Origin of the sequence: Pseudoalteromonas sp. SG41-1 (assembly GCF_014164575.1) — a bacterium.
Taxonomy (GTDB): domain Bacteria; phylum Pseudomonadota; class Gammaproteobacteria; order Enterobacterales; family Alteromonadaceae; genus Pseudoalteromonas; species Pseudoalteromonas rhizosphaerae.
Map to the genome: position 1 here is coordinate 63,405 of NZ_JACJFL010000003.1, position 21,244 is coordinate 84,648.

Below are 21,244 nucleotides of genomic sequence, written 5' to 3' on the forward strand. Positions count from 1 at the left end.
TTTAGTCCTTACTACTGATTCTTTAAATCTTCAAGTTCTTCCCAGCGCTCCAGAGCGGCTTCAAGGTCAGACTCAAGTTGTGCTAAATGGTTCAATTCTTTGGTTGTCGCACTGGCATCTTGTTTAAAGAAATCAGCGTCATTAACCACAACTTGCTGCGCTTCTAATGCTTGTTCAAGTTGTTCCAGCTTACTGGGTAATTGTTCTAATTCAAGTTTTAATTTGTAAGAGAGTTTATTACTTTTGTTATCTGCTTTAGCTACAGGAGCTGGTGCAACGACTGCTTCTTTTTTAGCAGGTGTAGTTAGCTGTTTTTTTTGTTCCTGTGATAAATAATTAGCATAGGCTTCATAATCACTGTAACCACCGACAATATCTGTAATTACCCCATTACCTTCAAATGCCCAAACACTGGTACAGGTATTATCAATAAACTCACGGTCATGGCTTACAATTAACACGGTTCCCTGATACTGATTAATAATATCCTCTAACAGCTCGAGGGTTTCTATATCTAAATCATTGGTCGGCTCATCAAGCACAAGAATATTTGATGGTTTTAAAAATAGTTTAGCTAATAATAAGCGATTTTTTTCACCGCCAGAGAGTGCTTTAACCGGTGTACGAGCACGCGCAGGCGGGAATAAAAAGTCTTGTAAATAACCGAGTACATGACGTGAGCGTCCGCCCATCATTACTTCTTGCTTACCTTCGGCAACGTTATCTTGTACGGTGGCTTCTTCATCAAGCTTTTGGCGGTATTGATCAAAGTAAGCAAACTCTAAGTTCACCCCTTGCTTAACAATCCCTGCATCAGCTTCAATATCACCAAATAGCAGTTTTAATAAAGTCGTCTTACCAATACCATTAGGGCCAACTAAGCCAATACGATCGCCACGCATAACTAAAGTAGAGAAGTCATTGGCAATTACTTTGTCTTTATTAAATGCATGATTTAGATGTTTAGCTTCAAATACTAATTTTCCTGAACGGTCTGCCGTTTCAATATTGAAGTCAGTTTTACCCACTTGATCAACACGCTGTTTGCGTTCATTACGTAGCTGTTTAAGCTCGCGGACACGGCCTTCATTACGCGTTCGACGTGCTTTTACACCTTGGCGGATCCACGTTTCTTCTTCTGCTAAGCGTTTGTCAAATAATGCGTTTTGCGTTTCTTCTACTTTTAAATCATGGGCTTTTTGCTCTAAATAAGTAGCATAATCGCCAGGGTATGAAATCAGCTTACCGCGATCTAAGTCTAAGATCCGCGTCGCCACTGCACGAATAAACGCACGGTCGTGAGAAATAAAGACAATACCGCCTTTAAACTCTTTTAAGAATTGTTCAAGCCACATTACACTTTCCATATCTAAATGGTTAGTAGGCTCATCAAGTAATAATAAATCCGGCTCACTGACAAGTGCCCGTGCAAGGGCAACTTTGCGTAACCAGCCACCAGAAAGTGATTCAAGTTTGGCTTCTGGTGCTAATTCTAACTGTGTTAATACAAGTTGAATTCTACTATCAAAACGCCAACCATCTGCAGCTTCGAGTTGATTTGATAAACGTTCAAGTTTATTAAGTAGTTTATCTGTGCAGTCAGTTTGTAACTCAGTGCTGACGTGATGAAAATCAATTAATAAATTTGCAATCTCAGGCATACCTTGAGCAACATAATCAAACACCGAGCCACTAGCTCCTTTTGGTGGATCTTGCTCTAGACGAGATATTTTAATACTACCTAACTGATTTATTTCACCATCATCTAAAATAACTTGGCCATCAAGGACTTTTAGTAACGTTGATTTACCCGCACCATTACGACCAACTACACACACACGCTCACCAGTTTCGATGACGGCATCAGCGTTGTCTAACAGTGGATGCGTACCATACGCGAGTTGAGCTTTAGAAATTCTAATTAAATCCATACTATCTGTTTACTCTTATTCTGTTTGCGTAAAAAACTGACGCACATCTTGCGCAGTGAAAGGCCAAAATAATTGCGGGCCTTGATCGCTTTTTAAAACGGGTATACTGGTCTGATATTCTGTAATTAATTCTTCATCACTCATAATATCAACAAGCTGTAACAGATCATCACCCAACAACGGCGTGATCAAGCCCTGCGCTTGCTCACATAAATGACAGCCATCGGTATGATACAAAATCCACTTAGCCATGGGTTATCAACCAGCTATTATGTATTTTTTTATTGCGTTTAAAGTCAGGAGAAATCGTCTGCTCTGAAATATTAACAGCTTTTAAGCCTAAGCCAATCAAGCCCACTTCATCCATGGTGAAGCCACGCATATTATTCGAGAAAATCAACGTGCCAGATGGACTGAGAATTTTTTTAACCCATGTCAGTAATTTAATATGATCATTTTGTACATCAAAAGCATCTTTCATGCGTTTTGAATTTGAAAACGTTGGCGGATCTAAAAAGATCAAATCGTATTGGCTTGTGGCATGCTCAAGCCACTTCAAACAATCAGCCTGTTCAAAACGATAACGGGTATTACTGATATTGTTCAGATCAAAGTTATCTTGGCCCCATTTTAAATAGGTTTTTGATAGATCAACCGTGGTTATCGCTTTAGCGCCACCCAGAGCTGCATGTACAGAGGCTGTCCCTGTGTAGGCAAATAAATTCAAGAAGCGTTTATCTTTGGCATTTTCTTGGATATAACGACGAGCTAGACGATGGTCTAAAAACAAGCCAGTATCTAAGTAATCAAATAAATTGACTTTAAACTTCGCGCCAAACTCCTCAACTACTTGAGTACGATTTTGCTTAGCCATTGGTGTGTATTGCTCTTCACCTTTTTGCTTTTTACGTACTTTTACAGCAATATTTCCAGGTGCGATATTGAGCTGCTGTGAGGTTAACGAAATCACGTCTTGTAAACGTTTGTGCGCTGTTACATCGTCAATTTCTTTCGGCGCAGCGTACTCAAATATTACCGCTGAATCACCATAAATATCAACGGCTACATTGTATTCAGGGATGTCAGCATCGTAGACACGATAGGCCTGCACATCATTTTGTTTGAGCCAATTTTTCAAGCCTTGCTTATTCTTTTTAACCCGATTAGCAAACGACATTGAACCTTCAAAGTTCAATGCAGGCTTATCTTCAGTTGTTTGGCTGACTTGTTTGTCATCAAGTTGATATAAATTAAGTACCACATCAAGAGGACCATTTTTAAATTTATAACGCTTGAGTTTCACCAGTTTTAATAATTTAAATAAACTCTCATCCATGCCTAGTAGAGCAAGTTTCCAGTTATTAAAATGTTTTTTAAAGCCTGTACCTAAAGCACTATGTAAACTTACCAACTCAGCCATCGAACCAATACGTTCACCATACGGTAAATTTGAAATAACCACACCTGGTAATTTTGCCACTGAGGTAAGCTTAGTTGCATCGCTTTGTTTAAACTTGATCACATCACCTAGATCAGCTCTACGAGCATTATCTACTGCTTTGCTTAGTACATTAGCGTCATTGTCATGGCCAATAAGCCATAGTTTAGGATCTGTAATTTGTGCTGTAAGCTGCTCTTTTAACTCTTTGTATTTAGCAATACGGAAACTTGGTAAGCGCTCAAATGCAAATCCCTCACGGAATAAACCCGGCGCTTCATTACGCGCCATGCCAGCAGCTTCAATCAAAATAGTACCTGCACCACAGCAGGGATCAAATAGCGGCTGTTGAACATTGTCAAGCCAACCACTGCGTTTGATCAGTGCTGCCGCTAAATGCTCTTTAATAGGTGCCTTACCTTGACCTTCTCGATAACCACGTTCAGATAAACGCGGTCCTGAATAATCGATATACATGGCCACACCTTGACGCGATAAACGCGCAACAACGCGTACATTGGCATCTTGTTTATCAACGTTTGGCCGCTGTTCAAATAAATCATTAAAATAATCAACAATCGCATCTTTGATCACTAAACCTGAGAACTGGGTATTTTTAAGTGAGTCGTTGGTACCATTAAAGTCGACTGCAAAAGTTTGCGTTGGACCAAACCATTCCTGCCAAGGCTGTGAGCGAGCAAAATTGTAAAGGCTTTCTTTATTATTTACGCCCTCTTTCTCTTCGATCAACATCAGCACTCGTGTCGCGAAGCGGCTCATTAAACAGACCTTTTGTGCTAATGTAGTGTCGGCGTCAAAACGCACAGAACCGACTGTTTGTTTGGTCACCGTAGCGCCAATGTCAGTAAGTTCATCAACCAATAAATTTTCGATTCCGATAGAAGTAAGTGCGATAAAATGCAAAGTAATAACCCTTAATAGCTAATTGCGCTGGATTATAACATAGGTTGGGCGACAAACACGCGATAAACAAAGGAACTACAAAAAATATGCTTAGGCTGTTTTACTGTTTTGTGCGTGGTTATAAATTGGATGGACACGATTGTTAAGTATACGAATAGCTTCAAATTGATTAAGGCTTAAGTTTTCATCAAGCTTAAAATGCTCAGATAGACAAATGCATAAAGAGGCTTCTTTACAGTGGTCAACAATCAAAAACTCACCACTTTGTTCGCTAGTTTGCAATTTTATAACTGCTTCTATACTGGGCTCATTGCCTTTGTAGGGTTCGAAAAACCAACTTTTTGCCAGCATTGGCTTTAAATAAAATTTAGCTGCTGTCGCATTGAGCGCAATTTGACATAGCTGTGCTCCATTCCATAGATTAAATCCAGCAAGATATTGGTAAACCTGCTGATAAAAGGCGGCATCTTCTAAACTAAAGTTAGGTTGGGTTAAAATAGCATCGGTGAGTTGACGTAGTTTATAAGGCGTGCACAGCTGCATATCTTGATCTAAATCGATCAATAAACGATTTCTTACTGGACAAGCAATCCATTTCCACTGCTTTGATGCTTGTAACATGCGTTCCCTACGCCCCTACTAATTAATCTTATGAATATTGTAGTATAGCGGCTTTTGACCAATTAATATATATTTCTTTAGAACATTTATTGAACGATCAAAAGCTTAAATAACGGATCCTTATAAGCCTTGCAGGATCGTTTTTACCAATTGCGGTCCTTTATATATAAATCCAGTGTATACCTGTACAAGATCTGCACCTGCTGATAATTTTTCTTTCGCACTGGCAGCATCATCAATTCCGCCCACTCCAATGATCGGCAACTTACCTGCGGTTAAACGTTTTAATTCTTGCACTACATGAGTGGATCGCTCACGTACTGGCTGACCTGACAGGCCTCCGGCTTCATCAGCATATTGTTGTCCATGCACCGCAGCGCGCTCTAAGGTAGTATTCGTCGCTATTACACCATCGATGTTGTTATTTAATAATGATTCACTAACTTGAGCTATTTGCACAGCATCAAGGTCTGGAGCAATTTTTACTAGCATTGGCACTTGTTTATTATGTTTGGCGATCAAATCAAGCTGCTCATTTTTAAGGCTTTGCAATAGATCATCCAGTGCAGCACCATATTGCAGATCACGAAGTCCAGGCGTATTTGGTGATGAGATATTGACAGTAATATATGAGGCATGTTCAAACACTTTACGCATACAGTGGATGTAATCGTCTTTACCTTGTTCATTTGGGGTATCTTTATTCTTACCAATATTGATACCTAGAATGCCGTCGTATTTAGCAGCCTTAACGTTATTAATTAGGTTATCAACACCTTTATTATTAAAGCCCATACGATTGATAATTGCATTTGACTCTGGCAGACGGAAAATACGCGGCTTGTCATTACCGACTTGTGGACGAGGTGTCACAGTACCTACCTCAATAAAGCCAAAACCCATCTTTGCAAACGCATCAATACATTCTGCATTTTTATCAAGGCCAGCTGCTAATCCTACTGGGTTTTTAAACTGTAAACCTAAAAATTCGACTGGACGATCTGCCACTGATTGCGACCATGCAGCACTGAATGGGGTATTGTTAAAACGGCGTAAGTTATGAAGTGCAAATTCATGGGCCCATTCCGCATCACGGGTGAACATAAAACGGCGAGCAAGATCGTAAAACATGAAATAATCCTCTTAATAAAAAAATACCCCAGACTAGGCTGGGGTATTGTATAACAATTTTAACGATTAACTCATTATTTTCATGTGGGAAAATAATCAGTCAGTATCAATTGCTTATTTTGCAGATGTATCACAGTTATGACTAAGTAGCATAAGTTCACGTAATGCAACTGAGAACTTAGCAAAATCATGACTTTGTGAAGTCTTAAATTCAGCTAACATTTGCTTCCAGCGTTGTAGTAATAAATCTTGGCTGTCCATCCACTGATCAATTTGACCGTCAACATCTTTGTTATCACCAGCAAAGTTATTTAAAACAACTTCAGATAGTGTACGTTGTTGCCAATCAAGCTCTTCACGGTATGAAGCGCGGGCCAATGCTTGCCAATGATTCGCCACCGGCTGATGAGTAATTTGGTCAAGGAACCAATGCAGTCCCATCCGTGCACCTAGTTTGAAGTAGGTATTAGATACCATATCAATACTACGCCCTGAATTTGCAGCAACTTCTGCTAAGTCCATTACTGAGAACAAGCTAGAGAGCGATACAATACGTGTTGCAAGCTCAGCTGGCACTGCACTTTCAATAAGCTTGTCTGCGGCAGCAGATAAACGTTCACTTTCTTTTTCAACCATGTAGTTAGTTAAGTTTGCACTTAAATCAGCGAAGGTCGGTGCAAAGAAGGCAATTGTTTGCTCAATATTTTGCGCTTTATTGCGATGACGTAAGAACCAACGTGTTGCTCGGCGTACTGTACGACGTAACTGATACAACATTTCAGTTTGCACTGCGGCTGGGATCTTGTTATCAAGATCAACAATTGCAGACCAAGTATCACGCATTTGGAATACTTCACTGGCAACAGAGTAACATAACGCTATTTCAGCTTCGTTCGCGCCAGTTTCTTCATGCATACGTACCATGAAGTTCAGACCCATATCGTTAACGATATTATTAGCTAATTTAGTAGCAATAATCTCTTTACGCAGTGGGTGATTATCCATCGCAGTATTGAACTTTTCACGTAGTGGTAAAGGGAAAGACTTCACTAATAGCTGACGATAATATGGATTTTCTGTGATGTCGTCAGTCACGAGTGACTCTTTAAGTACCATTTTAGCGTACGACACAAGCACAGATAACTCTGGGCGAGTTAAATCTTTACCCGCTGCAGCGCGTTCTGCCAACTCTTCATCGCTTGGAATAAATTCAATTGCACGATTTAACTTGCCATCTTTTTCAAGGGCATGAATAAAGCGTACTTTTTCTTTAAGCGTTGATGAGCCTTTTGATTGCGTAATTGACAGTGTATGCGTTTGGCGATAACAATCTTTCAGTACCAGTTGTGCAACTTCATCGGTCATTGAATACAGTAGTTCATCACGTTGTTTACGCGTTAAATCACCGGCTGTAACTAAACCATTAAGTAAAATTTTGATATTTACTTCGTTATCAGAACACGCAACACCACCTACGTTATCGATGAAGTCAGTATTAACGCGACCGCCTTTAGCAGCAAATTCAATACGTCCTAATTGGGTTGCACCTAAGTTGCCACCCTCACCGAGTACTTTTGCACCAAGCTCACTACCATTGATACGTAGGGCGTCATTTGCACGGTCGCCTACATCTGCATCGCTTTCTTTACTGCTCTTGATGTAAGTACCAATACCGCCATTCCATAATAGATCGAATTCCATCATTAAGAATGCTTTGATCAACTCGTTTGGTGTCATGCTGGCTTTTTTAGTGCCCAACATTTTTTTCATTTCTGGCGTTAAAGTGATTGATTTAGCCGCACGTGAGAACACCCCGCCGCCCGCTGAAATCAAGTCTTTGTTGTAGTCTTCCCACGATGAACGAGGTAAGTTAAATAGGCGCTCGCGCTCTGGGTAAGACGTTGCTGAATCTGGGTTTGGATCAACAAAGATATGCATGTGGTTAAATGCCACTTGTAAACGGATATGCTTGGATAACAACATACCATTACCAAATACATCCCCAGCCATATCACCAATTGCAACTACCGTAAAATCAGTTGTTTGTGTATCAATGTCCATTTCGCGGAAATGGCGTTTAACCGATTCCCATGCGCCTTTGGCCGTAATACCCATTTTCTTATGGTCATAACCTACTGAACCACCTGATGCGAATGCATCACCTAGCCAGAAGTTATATTCATTGGCAATGCCATTGGCAATATCAGAGAAAGTAGCTGTACCTTTGTCAGCTGCTACAACCAAATATGCATCATCTTCATCATGACGAGTTACATCAACCGGCGGCACAATTTCACCTTGGATAATGTTATCTGTGATATCTAATAAACCACGAATGAAGATTTTGTAACACTCTTGGCCTTCTTTGAAGAATGCGTCACGATCCGTTGGCAGTTGTTTACAAACAAAGCCGCCTTTTGAGCCTACAGGTACAATAACTGTATTCTTTACTTGTTGTGCTTTAACTAGACCTAGTACTTCCGTACGGAAATCTTCACGACGATCTGACCAACGCAAGCCACCACGCGCAACTTTACCACCACGTAAATGCACACCTTCTACACGTGGAGAATAAACAAATATTTCAAATGCTGGTAATGGCAATGGCATATCTGGAATTAAGCTTGGATTTACTTTGAACGACACATAAGACTTAAACTGACCTATGTCATCTTTTTGGAAGTAGTTAGTACGCAGCGTAGCAATGATCATATCGACGTATAAACGAATAATACGGTCATCATCTAAGTTAGCAACGTTTTCAAGTTCTACATAAATTTGCGCAATTAGCTTATCAAGCGTTTTAACACTAGCAGGGCTTTTAACAGAGAACTTTTTAGCAAATAAATTAACAATTTGCGAACCAATGTGCGGGTAATTAGCTAATGTGCTCTCGATGTAGGTTTGCGAGAAAGTAACCCCAACTTGGCGCATGTATTTTGCATAAGCGCGTAAAATTGAGGCTTCGCGACCAGTTAAGCCACCCATTAACACTAAACGGTTAAAGCCGTCATTTTCTAAACGGTTACTCCACACACTAGTAAGTGCGGCACGAAAACGTGCTGATACTTTATCGAAATCTGCAATGCCTTTGCTATCAAGTAGCATTGAGAAATCCATGATCCAGTTGATACGGCCATCGCTGGTTTTAACCGAATAAGGCGTTTCACCAATGACGCGCAAGCCAAAGTTTTCAAGCATTGGCATAACGTCTGATAAATGGATTGGCTCATCTTTGTGGAATAAGCTCAAACGTACAATGTTGCTGTTCGCTTCTTCTTGCGGACGGTAAAACAACATTTCAAGCTTGTTATCGTTATTCAATAGTTCAAGCTTTTCAATATCAACAACAGCGGCACTTGGCAGTACTTCATCTTTGTAAGAACGAGCAAACGCATTACAATATTTGCGGTTTAATTCGTTACCACGTGCTTCACCAGCAGACTCTAACAGTGCTGATTGTAATTTATCTTCCCAAGTACGAGCGGCTTCTACTAAATTATTTTCGATGTCTTTCACGTTATATTCTATATTGTTGTCAGTCACACGCACGGTATAATGAGTACGCGCCAGTGTAGACTCAGAGAAGAAGGTAGTAAATTCGACTTTATCGTCTGAATTAAATGCATTGCCTAAAATATCTTGTGTTTCACGGCGCAGTGCTGTGTTATAACGCTCACGCGGTACATAGACCATGCAAGAGAAAAAACGACCATAGGCATCTTTACGCACAAATAAGCGACACATATCGCGCTCTTGTACTTGTAAAACACCCATTGCAACTTCAAGTAACTCGCTTTCACGGGCCTGAACAAGTTCATCACGCGGATAGGTTTCAAGAATATTTAATACCGCTTTATAAGCATGAGTGCCTTTGGCAAAATCACACATTTCCATGATGCGATTTATTTTACTTTTTAAAACTGGCACATCAGCGGCGCTGTTGTTATAAAAACTTGATGAAAACAACCCGATGAAACGGTCTTCGCCAATCACATTCCCCTCATCATCAAAACGTTTAATCCCTACATAATCTATGTATGCTGGGCGATGTACGCGTGATAACGAATTGGTTTTTGTAAGGATCAACAGGTTATTGCTACGGGCTTCTTGACGGGCAACTTCTGGTAATTCAGATAACAGGCGAGAATGCTCTTCGGTTGAATTCTTCATCAAACCTAAGCTGCCCTCGATTTTACCTTTGAGCTGGTAATCGCCTTGTACTGGCGACAAATCGTATTGGCGATAGCCCATTAATGTAAAATTATCTTTTACTAACCAATCTAAGAATTCAACAGTCTCTGCAACTTCACTTGCATTGTTGTTATGATTACGTTTTGGTAATTCTTTACTGACCGCAATTAACTTTTTGCGGATCGGTTGCCAATCTTCTACCGCAGTAGACACATCGTTCAACACTGACTCAAGCTCTTTTTTGAACGAGTCAATCACTGAAGAATCTGTTTGGCGATCAATTTCGATAAAAAACACTGTTTTTGTAGAGCTAGACTCTTGTTCGGCTTTTAAATTTGATAAAGCCGAAATTTTAGCGTTTTTATCGCGTTGAATCTTAAGTGGGCTGTGTAATAGCAAGTGAGATGCGATATTTTCGCGGGTCATCGCCATACGAACAGAATCAACTAAAAATGGCATATCTTTAGCGATAATTTCGACGATTGTGTGTGATGACTGCCAGCCATCTTTTGCTACTTCAGGATTGAAAACGCGGATCACCGCATCATCAGAGGTATTTTTTTCTAGCGAGTTCCATAGGCTAAGTGCAGCGCCATATAAGTCACTATCATTGCGATGTGCCAAATCTTCTTTAGACATATTGCTGTACAAGGATTTGGCGAATTTCTCAACGAGTAACACATTATCAGCGTGAACTTTTTTCTGGATCAGCTTACAGACATTATCTAAGATAACCGAGGCTTGCCCTTCATTTCGTGTCATTACATGTTCCTTAAATCTATACCACCTACTTAGATGGAAAATTTGTACAGCAATTTATTGTGTGGAGTCAGGCAAATTCTAACCCTTTTAAAATTAATAAACAGCCCTTTCGATGAAAACATTTTAAGCATTTCAGCTATTTGGTCATCTATTCACAAATTATAGATATAAATGGCCTTTACAGGCCATTTAGGAGCAAAATTATTCACATTATTTTTTCTGGTCAGTCCAGATCAAACTACCAATTGCTGGTAAAAGTAATACTGCGCCAAGCATATTGACTAAAAACATGAAGGTTAACAATATTCCCATGTCCACTTGGAACTTAAGATCAGAGAAAATCCAGGTGCTCACACCAATAGCTAACGTGATACCGGTAAATAACACCGCACTACCACGCTCAACGAGTGCATTACGATACGCCACTGGTAAGGCAACACCTTGCTTTAATTGCCCCATCATCGATGACAAAATATAAATCCCATAATCCACCCCAATACCTACACCTAGTGCAATCACTGGCAACGTTGAAACCGTCAGACCGATTTCAAGTTGTACCATTAAAGCTTGCGCAAGAGTCGATACAATATACAAGGGTAACACTACCGCTATGGTCGCTTTTACACTCTTAAAGCTAATCAAGCATAAAATAATAACTGCACCATAAACGTATAACATCATTGGTAATTGTGCAGCAGAAACTGATTCATTCGTCGCAGCCATGACGCCGACAGGCCCTGAGGCCAACTTAAACTGCAGCATATCGGTTTGTTCTTCAATGGCAAATTGCTTAACACTGGCAATGATATGTTCAATGGTCTGCGCTTTATGATCATCTAAAAAGATAATCACTGGCATAACTGAACAATCACCATTGAGTAAACCGGTACTGGTTTCGACTCGTGAGGTAGATTGCACCAAACTTGCTGTATTACGAGGCAAACTTTGCCATTTTAAATTACCTTCGTTATACCCGGCATTAACCGACTGCGCTACTGAGCTTAAGGATACTGCTGATTGAACACCTGCTAAGTTTTCAACTTTATATTGAAAACGACTAATGCGATCCATTACGTCGTGCTCTGTACATGCTGCAGGGTAAGCTTCGACAATCACTTTTAGAATATCGGATGAAATTGTATATTTGTCCGATATTAAAAAGGTATCTTGGTTATAACGGGCATCTTGATGCAATGACGGTGCACCTGCATGTAAATCGCCGATATGCATTTTCCCTGCTTGCCAATAACCTACAGCAAACAATACTAAGGTGCAGCCAATAATGATTTTCGCGCATTTTGGATCCGTGGCTTTGACTAACAGATCACGAATTGAATCAAGTAAGTTTGGTTTTTCGCTGTTGCCTGATTGAATATGAACTGTGTTTTCAAAGCGCATATACGATGCCCATACTGGCAATAAAATCAAATTAGTAAAAATAATAACAGCCACACCTAAACTTGCTGTGATAGCCAGTTCACGAATTATACCTATATCTATGGTTAGTAACGTCAAAAAGCCGACCGTGTCTGACAGCAATGCAATACCACCGGGTATTAACAGCGATCTAAAACTAGCCTGACAGCAAAGACGCGTATTACTGCTTCCTTCGGCGACTTTTTTACCTATTGCATTGATCATCTGTACGCCATGACTTACGCCGATTGCGAACACTAAGAATGGTACTAGAATCGACATTGGATCTAGACCAAAGCCTAAGCTCGACAATATCCCCAACTGCCAAACCACGGCAATAATTGAACAGGCTATAGGTAAAATAGTGAGCTTGATGCTGCCGCAAAATAACCACACCATGATGAAAGTAAACGCGATAGCAATAGCAAAAAATAACACAACCCCTTTCGCACCTTCGGCAATATCACCGGCCATTTTGGCAAAACCAATAATGTGGATACTTACTTTATCAGTGCTCAATGGCTCTCGAATTTCGCTTTCTAGCTTTTGTGCAAACGCTAACGTATCTAATTTTTCTTGCGTTTGCGGATCAGTTTCCATCAACTGCGCGGTTACCATCGCACACGAATAATCAGAGGCAATCATCCTGCCTACGACTTTCGCTTTTTCGATATTCTCTTTAACAACCGCTAAACCTCGTTGATCAGCAGTAAAATTGGCGGGAATAATTGGCCCACCCGCAAAGCCGTCTTCAACAACTTCGACAAAACGTGCACTGGGTGAAAAAATTGAATTCACTAACGGACGATTCACCCCAGGAATAAAATATAACTGATCATGAACGGCTTTTAATTGGGTGAAAAACTCAGGATTAAAAATATCACCGCTATCATCACACACTGAGATCAAAATACTATTTGCGCCACCAAATTGCTTTTCATGCTTTAAATACACTTTCATATAATCATGATTAAGTGGAATATTTTTATTAAATGAAGCATCAAGTTGGATTTGTGTGGCTTTAAAACCTAAAAAACATGTTATTAAAATAAAACTTATCACCATCATTAATCGATGACGAAAAACTGCTTTCTCTAAAAAATTGACGATTGTGTGCATTATGGAGCCATCCCCTTCACTTTAATGCCATTTTCTGATGCCATAACCAATTGATTTTCAAAAATAACGGCATCAAGAATTGCTTTACCATCCGCTAACTGCTCAATAGTAAGTTGATTATTTTTATAGTGGAAAATCACACCGCTGTTGGCAAGTAACAACCATTGATTATCACCGCTAGCGATAATACTATTGATTGTGGCGGTTTTATTATTACTTATTGGTTGCCATTGCTCACCTACCTGACGGCTAAAAATATTGCCTCTTAAACCCGCAACTATTTCTTGCCCTTGTTCATCGCTGGCATAAGCAAAAAAGGAACCCCGGTAGATTTCTTCATCGCGTTGCCATGTTTTTCCGTTGTCTGTACTGTGCGCTAACAAACCCATTTCGCCCACTAACATAAGTTTATCTTTTGTTGTGACAATACGATTAAAGTGCGGCAATATTGATGCAGTTTCGGCTTCATAGCCTTGTGGATCTGATTCTTTTAAATCATTTAAGTAATCTCTATCATCTGCAAATAATAAAGAATCCAGAAAACGCTTTTGCCAATGTTTGCCACCATCACTGGTTTCATAAAACATACCATAGGCACCCACAGCAAAGCCGTGAAGTTCACTGGTAAATAAAATATCTAAGCAAGGTTTATCTAATTGCGTGTTCACCTGTTGCAACTGCCAGTTTGCACCACCATCATTGGTATGAATAATAGTCGCATCATGCCCGCAAGCCCAACCAAGTTCACTGCCACTGAAGGCAACCGCCGTTAGTAACACTTGCGTTGGAACGCTCGCTTGTTGCCAATTTTTTGCATTACTGCTTGTAATTATAGTGCCATGTTTTCCGACAGCGACCAGTTGCTTTCCTGTGTATTCAATATCAGTCAACAGGGTTTTATCTGCTTTAGTTGCGACAATTGCAGCAAGTGGTTCAGCTGCAATAGAAAGAGTTGAAAGGCTCGCCACAGCGGCAAGACCTGCATAAAGCATGTACTTCATAAATTAAAATCGCCTTGAAAAGAATGTGTTTGTCGGTATATAACGTGCAGTCGGGGGACTCGGTTAGTGTCATGACCCAGTGCGTGTCAGAGTGACAAACGCGATTTGAAATAATAAAAAAGCACCTAGATAATTCCAGGTGCTTAGAGTGTATTAACGACCTTCGCGGCGCAGTGCACTTGAGGTAAATTCATTATCATTAAACGATTGTGAGAAATCATACATTTTCTCTTGGTTATCTAAACCAATCGCTAGGTAACGGCGTGAATTCAAATCGTAGTAAACGTCTAACGTACTCCAGTTAGTGAGCGCATCGTAATAGTTAATTGTATGAGCCATCGCTACACGGTACATTTGGTCACGGTTATCATAGATATCCGTCACTTGAACTTGCCAGCTATCTTCATCAATATAAAATACGCGCTTCTTATAAATATGACGAGTGTCGCCTTTCAGATCTGCTTCTACAACCCAAACACGGTGTTTTTCATAACGCACATGTTCCGGGTTGATGTGACCGGCCATCAGAATATCGTCATACTGTAACTTATCACTGTGTAGCTTATAACTATTGTATGGTACATAAAGCTCTTGCTTACCTTTGAGCGTCCATGTATAGCGGTTTGGCGAACCGTTAAACATATCGAAATCATCGGTTGTACGCAAGCTATCAGCTGCTGTTCCTGGTGCATCATAAGCAACATTAGGCGCGCGACGAACACGACGCTGGCCAGAATTGTAAGTCCACGCTTGTCGTGGAGTTAAAATTTGGTCCATGGTTTCATGAACTAATAGCGCCGTGCCAGCTAAACGCGCAGGTTCGGTGACTTTTTGTTTAAATTTAAACAAAATATTAGATTCTTGTAACTCTGCAGGTGTTGCTTTTGGATCTGAGTACTTAACTAACAGTTGCTCATCAAAGCCAACCATATTATACGAACCTGAGGCTGTTGGAGCCGCTTGACCGCCAAAACGCTCAATTGACAGACCACGGTAGCGTAATAAATGGTTCCAAATTGCCTCTAAGCCAGTTTTTGGAATAGGAAAAGGAATGCCAATAGCAGTATTTTTTATCCCATTACCTTCTTCAATCAACTCTGCAGTTGGTGCGTATTGTTTTGTTGCATCATAGACAAACTGTGGGTTTGAAGCACTGCGATGAGTAGTATAGATGTTCATTTTAAACGTATCTGGATACGCTTCAAAAAGAGCTACTTGACCAGGACTTAAATTTGCTTTGTATTTATCAACATTTGATTTATCAATGGTGAAAAGTACTTTGTCGTCAGCATACGGATCTGGATGATGCATTCCCGGCGTATAACCTGCCGGTGCTTTAGTAATACCACCTGTCCATGCCGGAATTGAGCCATCAGCATTACCCGCTTTTTCAGCACCTAATGGGGTTAGATCTGCACCTAAGCGCGCAACTTCTTCGCTCGTCATTTTTGCAACGACCGCTGTTGTAGAAAATAAACTACATAGCGTTAGTGCAATGAGGGTAGGTTTTTTTATCATCATGATACCCTTAAATTGAATATTTAATATTAAAAGAAACAAAATCACGGTCTGAGAAAGTATTGGTATCTCCGCCACCCCAGAAAGAGTTGTAGCTAAAGTCAAATGACCATGCATTTTGATAATTAAAGTTGGCTGTCACTCCAAGTGACTTGCGATCTTCAATAAACAAGAACATCGGGTCTGGTGTGTTACCATTTACATCATGTGAGAAAACAAAGCGAGGTGAAAAATTAACTCCTTTAAAGAAGTTGTAATAATCGCCTTTAGCAATTAAGCGATATCCCCATGATGATGCTGTCGCAAACTCTTTTTGTTCGGGGCCATTAGACAAAGCCATATGAAGTGTTGAGTAATCATCTGCATTAGGGCCGGTCATAATACCGCTTCGACCAGTGCCTGAAACATTTAAACGCATTTCATCGTATTCAGGCATATTATTTATGCGCACGCCGCCAATTTCACCCACTACAGCCCAGCTATCTGCACCCAGTGATGGGCCAAATAAATGTGTTGCTGTAAACTGCAATTGGCTAGTATTACGCTCAATATAACCTTTTGCTAATTCCCCAGGGCCTACAACACTAACTGCGTTACCCTGACTCATTTGTGAAATACCGGCAAACTCAGGACGAAGTCCCGCTAACGCTAATTGCTCAGGCATAGCAGCATAAAGCAATTCTACGTCATCGATTTGTAGTGGTTCGTCTTCACGGAAAGTGAACTCACCAGCAAACGCCGTTTCACCAATTGATGTATTAAAGCTTAACCCATACAATTTAATATCTTCTGGATACTCATTGGTTGCTTTAGCAAATGCTTTTAAATCAGAGACATTGTCAGAGGTAATTTTAGTCGTTGCTAACATGGCTAAATCTTGGGCCAGTGACGCTTGTGTAAAGTTAGATACGCGACCTGAAATAAGAGGACGGCGGCTATGGTAGTTTACATGGTAAAGTGCAACTTCAGTGTCATAAAAATCTGGTAAGAACATACCTAAACGTAAACCATATTGACCACCATCATCAGGTTCAGTTTTACCATCATCCCCTTTGCCTTTAAGAGCGACTTTAGTAGGGTATGCCAGATAAGTTTGTGCCAATAATGCTTGCCCTGCGGGACTTGCAGGGTCGATCCCTTTAGCGGCAGCAGCTTGACCAAAGGTAGTCATCAAATTATTTAAGCTATCAGTTAAAAACGCTAAATCGATATCTGGGTTGGAGGTAAAACCAAGCTGTACATTTTGCTGATAACCATTTTCAGCGGCAAAGTCATTGGTTGAAAAATACGTTCCAGCTGCAGGTAAACGTGTTTCATGCCATTGGTATTGGTAAAAGCCTTCCAAAGTCACATTTTCAGTGATCCCTAAAGATGCCCATAACATACCAACTGGAATAAAAGCTTCTTTAAGCTCTGCACCCGGCGCTTTTAACCGATCAATATCGACCGGATTTACGTTAATACCGTGAGAAATTAATGTACTTTCTCCCCAGTTTATAACTTGTTGTCCTAGACGAATAGAAAGTGGGTTATTGCCGTCATTTAAATCAAAGTTAGCCCATACGTAAGCATCTAATAGACGAATATCTGCGCAGCTTTGTTTCTTTGTGTCTTTATCATCACAAGGATCAACTCCTTGCCCTGAAGTTGGATTAACATAGGCACGATCGCCATCCATCAATTCAAAATCATAAAAATACATAAATCGAGTAAATAGACCATAGTTATCTTTGTTGATAGATAAATCATGCGTCCCTTTCAACAGCTTTGAAAAAGATTCACCGCTATCAAAGTTCAAATCACCAGCGTCGCCGTTATTAGAGTAAGAGCCAGGTTGGGCCCAGACATCTTGCGCTGAATAAATTGGATTTAATACAGAGTTATAACCTGTCCAATCAAAAGACGGGTTATTACTTTTACCTATTAAGTTAAAGTTTCGGTCTTCAACACGGATACTTTGTCCATAAGAAAAAGCAGAGTCGAAGGTTATATCAAACCCTCCAGCCTCAAACGTTGCAGCCTGTGTGTGTGCTGCTGATAACCCTAAAGTAGCGGCTGCGATGCCTAGTACTAGTTTATTTTTAACAAAAAGCGATCTTCTTATCATTGTGTGTTCCCCCTGTCGCGGGTAATTTTGTGATCAAGTTATTGTTTTTAGTGTAGTCGTAACGATAGAAGCGAAATAAAGAAATTACAAATAGAACGCGTTCAATCGGTCATAATTTTTCTGTTTAGTTGACGTTAACCTAATGGTAAGACGTCCTACCAGATAATTTATACACGTAAATTAACAATAGGACAAATCGAATTAACAAAAAAACAATATTATAAGTGATTATTTTAAAATATTGTTTTAGGCAACACGCTCCAAACGTAAAAATTTATACTCTGGAGTAAGCAAAAGTCGAAAGCGCCCTCTTACCCCTAAAGAGGAAATAAAAGGACGCAAATGGCTGGCGGCAAAACGTACTTTTTTGCCACCATCTTCAATTACTTGAACTGATGTATACTTACCTTCGTAGTAATCCATGCACTGCTTGTAGGTTAAGTTCAGTAAAAAATAATATTCGATCATAATTTATTGTAGTGCTTTATCAACTTTTTCAAACAAGTCATCACTTAAATTATCAAGCAAAGCTAGGCGTTGCAGCTGAGCTTTGATTGCAACTGAACGTACCTCATCATATCTGCGCCATGACATAAATGGCGTTAACATACGTGATGCATTTTGGGGGTTGATTGCATTAAGCTTAACTAGTAAGTCACCTAGCAATTGATAACCTGTACCATCTTCACGGTGAAACTGTGCGGTATTAAAATGACTAAAACTGCCCACTAGTGCCCTGACACGGTTTGGGTTTGAAAAATCAAAACAAGGGTGATCATATAACTTTTTGATATTACTAATGGCGTCATCGCCACCTTGCATTGCTTGCAATGCAAACCACTTATCCATCACTAACACATCATGGCGCCACTGACTGTCAAATTGGTTTAACAACTCTTTTGCTAATGGATTATCAGCTTTTACCACTGCACTGAGCGCGGCGAGTACATTGGTCATATTGTGTGAATTAGCAGTACTAACAAGAAGTTGATTGATATCAAGCTCATTAATTTTTGCCAAATAATGCAAGCACATACCTTTTAATGCACGTATAGCGACAGCTGTTGCACTTACAGAGCCGTCATCAATTAAACTTTGATAACAGTCTAAGAACTCACTACGCAGTTGCTGAGCAATTTGTAACTCAAACTGATTTGTCACCGCAACCAATTGATCCACAGGGATCACATTAAACTCAGCTGCGAGGGTATCAAAACTAGGCAGTTTTAATAATTCAGCAATTAAAGCTAAATCTCCCTCCTGATCAACTAATAAACTACGTAATGCAGTAATAATTGCTGGATCCAATTGATTATTTTCAGGTGTTATAATGGCCCCTTTAACCGCCCCAATGAACAATTGTTGTTGAGCATCCCAACGCGAAAAGTCACTGCGCGCAAAGCGCATAATGTGTAATAATTCAGTGGCTGTATTTTGTTGCTCAACAATACACGGCGCAGAGAAATCCTCTAGTAGCACCGCTACAGGCTTCGCGGTTAAACCATCAAAGCTAAACGTTTGCTGCGCTGTTGTGACATCTAAGACATGATCAAGTGGCTGTCCTTCAAACTGTAAAGAGACAGACTCGCCCTGTTGATTAAGTAGCTCGATAGCAAATGGGATATGTAATGGCGCATTTTCTGGCTGATTAAGCGGTGCCAGCTGCTCTATATGCAGTGAAAAAGTACCACTGAGCTTATCATACTCTTGTTTTACGATTAGCCGTGGTGTGCCAGCTTGGCTATACCAACGTTTAAACTGAGTTAAATCGATACCTGAGGCATCACTCATAGCCGCAACAAAATCATCACAGGTAACGGCTTGCCCATCATGACGCTGAAAATAAAGTGCCATGCCCTGCTGGAACTTTTCTTCTCCCAATAACGTGTGCATCATACGGATAACTTCAGCGCCTTTGTCGTACACAGTTACTGTATAGAAGTTATTCATCTCAATCACTTGTTCGGGACGGATCGGATGTGCCATAGGACCGGCATCTTCACTGAATTGATGAGTACGCATTACTTTAACCGCATCAATACGATTCAGTGCCCGCGAGCCTAAATCACTGCTAAACTCTTGATCACGAAAAACTGTTAAGCCTTCTTTTAACGACAGTTGAAACCAATCACGACAAGTCACTCGGTTCCCTGTCCAGTTATGAAAATACTCATGGCCAACGATTGACTCTATGGTGTGATAATCTTTATCAGTGGCGGTTTCTTGATTAGCCAACACACATTTAGAGTTGAAAATATTCAGACCTTTATTTTCCATCGCGCCCATATTGAAAAAATCCACAGCAACGATCATGTAAATATCTAAATCATACTCAAGATTAAAACGCTGCTCATCCCACTGCATTGATTTTTTAAGTGATGCCATCGCATGAGGAGTTTTCGGTAAATTCCCTTTATCAACAAACAAGGCTAAATCTATTGTACGACCACTTTGCGTAACAAAGGTATCTTCAAGTACATCAAAGTCCCCTGCAACAAGTGCGAACAAGTAACTTGGCTTTTTGAATGGGTCTTGCCATTTTGCAAAGTGACGGCCATTGTCTAATTTGCCTTCCGCTAATTTATTACCATTTGATAATAAATGAGTAAACTGCTCGTCAGCAATAATAGTCACGTCAAAGCTTGCAAGTACATCTGGGCGGTCAAGATAATAGGTTATTTTTCTAAAGCCTTGCGCTTCACATTGTGTACAATACGCACCGCCAGATAGATATAAACCTTCTAAAGATGTGTTAGTTTTTGGCGCTATTTCATTAACGATTGTAAGCTGGCATTGCGCTGGTAGATTATGGATCACAAGCTGCTCATCAAGTAGGTCATAATCTGTATATGCGTTGTTATCTACAGTAATTGAGATCAGCGTCAAATCAATGCCATCAAGCACTAAATCTGCCACACATGCTATTTTTTTCGTGATCGTCATTATACTCGTAACACGGGTGTTTAACGGCAATAAATCGAAGGTCAAATCAATGTGATCAATTAAAAATGGTGGAGCTTGGTAATCTTTAAGATACTGTGCTTGAGGTTTTTTTAATGCAGTCATGTGAAACTCCAAAGTG

Annotated in this window: 12 protein-coding genes; all 12 read right to left on the reverse strand. The window is 40.2% G+C overall.

Translation table 11 applies throughout. The annotated features are described in order from the left end of the window. Window positions 1–11 precede the first annotated feature (11 nt). A complete protein-coding gene (locus H5203_RS03420; protein WP_145233830.1) occupies window positions 12–1,931 on the reverse strand; it encodes an ABC transporter ATP-binding protein in 1,920 nt (639 codons plus the stop codon). Window positions 1,932–1,946: 15 nt separating this feature from the next. Then, window positions 1,947–2,183, reverse strand: a complete 237-nt coding sequence (locus H5203_RS03425) for a glutaredoxin family protein (protein WP_182730950.1) — start codon at window positions 2,181–2,183, stop codon at window positions 1,947–1,949. Beyond that, on the reverse strand, window positions 2,176–4,293 hold the full coding sequence (rlmKL, locus tag H5203_RS03430) for a bifunctional 23S rRNA (guanine(2069)-N(7))-methyltransferase RlmK/23S rRNA (guanine(2445)-N(2))-methyltransferase RlmL (RefSeq protein ID WP_145233826.1): 2,118 nt from the start codon (window positions 4,291–4,293) through the stop codon (window positions 2,176–2,178). The genes H5203_RS03425 and rlmKL overlap by 8 nt, the downstream gene beginning before the upstream one ends. A 90-nt stretch (window positions 4,294–4,383) precedes the next feature. Then, the gene (locus H5203_RS03435) at window positions 4,384–4,914 is read right to left on the reverse strand and encodes a cell division protein ZapC domain-containing protein (RefSeq protein ID WP_145233823.1); all 531 of its coding nucleotides are present in this window, start codon (window positions 4,912–4,914) and stop codon (window positions 4,384–4,386) included. Between the two features lie 120 nt (window positions 4,915–5,034). Beyond that, a complete protein-coding gene (gene pyrD, locus H5203_RS03440; protein WP_145233821.1) occupies window positions 5,035–6,045 on the reverse strand; it encodes a quinone-dependent dihydroorotate dehydrogenase in 1,011 nt (336 codons plus the stop codon). A 114-nt stretch (window positions 6,046–6,159) separates the two neighbouring features. Next, window positions 6,160–11,001, reverse strand: coding sequence for an NAD-glutamate dehydrogenase (locus tag H5203_RS03445; protein ID WP_182819382.1), 4,842 nt, complete (start codon window positions 10,999–11,001; stop codon window positions 6,160–6,162). A 210-nt stretch (window positions 11,002–11,211) separates the two neighbouring features. Then, window positions 11,212–13,536: an RND family transporter gene (locus H5203_RS03450; protein ID WP_182757716.1), complete on the reverse strand. Its 2,325-nt coding sequence runs from the start codon at window positions 13,534–13,536 to the stop codon at window positions 11,212–11,214. Next, on the reverse strand, window positions 13,536–14,537 hold the full coding sequence (locus tag H5203_RS03455; RefSeq protein ID WP_145233815.1) for a YCF48-related protein: 1,002 nt from the start codon (window positions 14,535–14,537) through the stop codon (window positions 13,536–13,538). Before H5203_RS03455 ends, H5203_RS03450 begins: the two co-directional genes overlap by 1 nt. 153 nt (window positions 14,538–14,690) lie before the next feature. Next, complete coding sequence (locus H5203_RS03460) at window positions 14,691–16,055, reverse strand: DUF1329 domain-containing protein (protein ID WP_145234104.1); 1,365 nt, start codon at window positions 16,053–16,055, stop codon at window positions 14,691–14,693. Window positions 16,056–16,065: 10 nt separating this feature from the next. Beyond that, window positions 16,066–18,162, reverse strand: coding sequence for a DUF1302 domain-containing protein (locus H5203_RS03465; RefSeq protein ID WP_145233813.1), 2,097 nt, complete (start codon window positions 18,160–18,162; stop codon window positions 16,066–16,068). 246 nt (window positions 18,163–18,408) lie between these two features. Then, on the reverse strand, window positions 18,409–18,630 hold the full coding sequence (locus H5203_RS03470; protein WP_145233811.1) for a DUF2835 family protein: 222 nt from the start codon (window positions 18,628–18,630) through the stop codon (window positions 18,409–18,411). A gap of 3 nt (window positions 18,631–18,633) precedes the next feature. Continuing rightward, window positions 18,634–21,228, reverse strand: coding sequence for an aminopeptidase N (gene pepN / locus H5203_RS03475; RefSeq protein WP_145233809.1), 2,595 nt, complete (start codon window positions 21,226–21,228; stop codon window positions 18,634–18,636). Window positions 21,229–21,244 lie beyond the last annotated feature (16 nt).